Annotated in this window: 3 protein-coding genes; all 3 read right to left on the bottom strand. The window is 38.6% G+C overall.

The genetic code is table 11. The annotated features are described in order from the left end of the window. The coding region (locus ACFVSH_RS26090; RefSeq protein WP_387708692.1) for a glycogen synthase at window positions 1-482 on the bottom strand (482 nt) is incomplete at its 3' end. 16 nt (window positions 483-498) lie between these two features. After that, on the bottom strand, window positions 499-1605 hold the full coding sequence (glgD, locus tag ACFVSH_RS26085) for a glucose-1-phosphate adenylyltransferase subunit GlgD (protein ID WP_260288303.1): 1107 nt from the start codon (window positions 1603-1605) through the stop codon (window positions 499-501). Window positions 1606-1622: 17 nt separating this feature from the next. Further along, on the bottom strand, window positions 1623-1938 hold a 316-nt coding region (locus tag ACFVSH_RS26080; protein WP_483878315.1), incomplete at its 5' end, for a GlgC family sugar phosphate nucleotidyltransferase.

Below are 1938 nucleotides of genomic sequence, written 5' to 3'. Positions count from 1 at the left end.
GTAAATATCGTTTTAATATCTTGATAGAATGGATGGTTACTATAATGAGCTTTCAGCAAAACGCTGACAAGGGCCGTTTGCCAATCATGACAGTGTATGACATCCGGCTTTTCTCCTAAATAGGGTAAAGCCTCTAAAATTGCACGGGAAAAGAAGGCGAACCTCTCGCCATCATCAAAGAAACCATAACTACCATGTCTTTTGAAATAATATTCATTATCCAAGAAATAATATGTAATTCCATTAGCAACAAGTTTTTCGATGCCACAGAATTGCTGGCGCCAACCCACAGGAACTTCAATACTCGTCATATGTTCCAATTCCTGTTTGAATTGGTCAGGAAGATCCCCATATTTAGGAAGAATGACACTTACATGGACTCCCTGTTTTTTCAGCGCTTTCGGGAGCTCTCCTATAACGTCTCCGAGCCCTCCCGTTTTTATAAAAGGGGCGCATTCTGAAGCAGCAAATACAACATTCATTGCCGCACCTCCTCTATTAAATTACTTCCGCTTTTTTTATTACAGTAGGCTGTTTTAAACCAATAACTGATTTTTCACTAGTAATTCTCACTTCTTTATCAGTTATGACATTTTCAACGATGGCTCCTTCTTCAATCACGCCTTTTTGCATAATGATGCTATTTCTTATAATCGCACCCTTTTTCACCTTTACCCCACGGAAGAGTATACTGTTTTCGACAGTCCCTTCAATATCACAACCATTGGCTATTAATGAATTGGCAACCTTCGAAGAACTTGAATACTTGGTTGGTGCCTCATGTTTGATTTTTGTATAAACATCCCAAGTATCCCCGAAGAAAGAACGGATTACCGAAGGATTCAGGAAATTCATATTACTGGAATGAAAGCTTTCAATGGAATGGATGAATGGCATATCTCCAGTAAAATTATAGCCTTTGACTGTAAAGCGATGAAGATTTGCTTTCACAGCGTCTTTCAAAAAGTCGTATTCCCCACTGGCAACACAGCTTTTGATTAAGTTCACCAATAGCGTTTTACTTATGACGAAGGTTTCTAGACAAACATGGTCACCAGGTCTAGGGATGGTATAAAAGCTAATGTCCGTAATGTCTTCATCCTTATCTACCGAGCATGTGTGATAGATTGGTTTTTCAATCAATTCCCCTACATAATCCTTATATACGACCGTGATATCCGCTTTTTGTTTTTTGTGATAATCAAGCACTTCATTAAAATCCAATTTGCATACATGGCTTCCAGGGGAAATGATGACAGTATCTGCCTCTGCACGTTCGAAAAAACTGAGATGATCATGAAATTGTTTCATATCACCCGTTACCGTTTCATCCGGATGGATAGGGGGCAAGATGTATAAGCCTCCTGAACGCCGAGCCAAGTTCCATTCTTTACCTGAGCCAAGATGATCCATAACAGAAAGATACTTTTCTTTTGGGAAAACGGCTACTTTTGATACATCTGCATTAATGAGATTCGACATCGTAAAGTCAATCAAACGGTAGCGTCCACCAAATGGCACAGATGCTACATTTCGGTGAGCAGTGAGATCTTTTAAATGTTGTCTTTCATTGATTAAGTTAATAATACCCAACACATTTTCCATAGCATCTTCCCCTTTTTCTAATTAAGAGTGATCTTTTTTTTGTTTGGATTGATAATGGTTTGATTTTCACCAATTAAGGTAATATCGGATGTAATCGCTGAATTGCCAACTACTGCACCATCTTCTATAACACAATTGCTGGCTATGATGCTTCTTTCTATATGAACGTTTTCACCAATAGTGACATTTGGCATGATGACTGAATCTTTTATGGTTGACCCATAGCCTACCTGTACATTATAGGATAAAACAGAATGTTCAATTTTCCCATGAATCATGCACCCTTCATTGATTAGTGACTGACTGGCCTCGGCATCCGGTGATATATATTGC

It is taken from the genome of Peribacillus sp. NPDC058002 (assembly GCF_042886655.1).
Lineage (GTDB): Bacteria > Bacillota > Bacilli > Bacillales > DSM-1321 > Peribacillus > Peribacillus aracenensis.
Note: the sequence above shows the minus strand (reverse complement) of the source record. Positions and strands in the feature narration are given on the sequence as shown.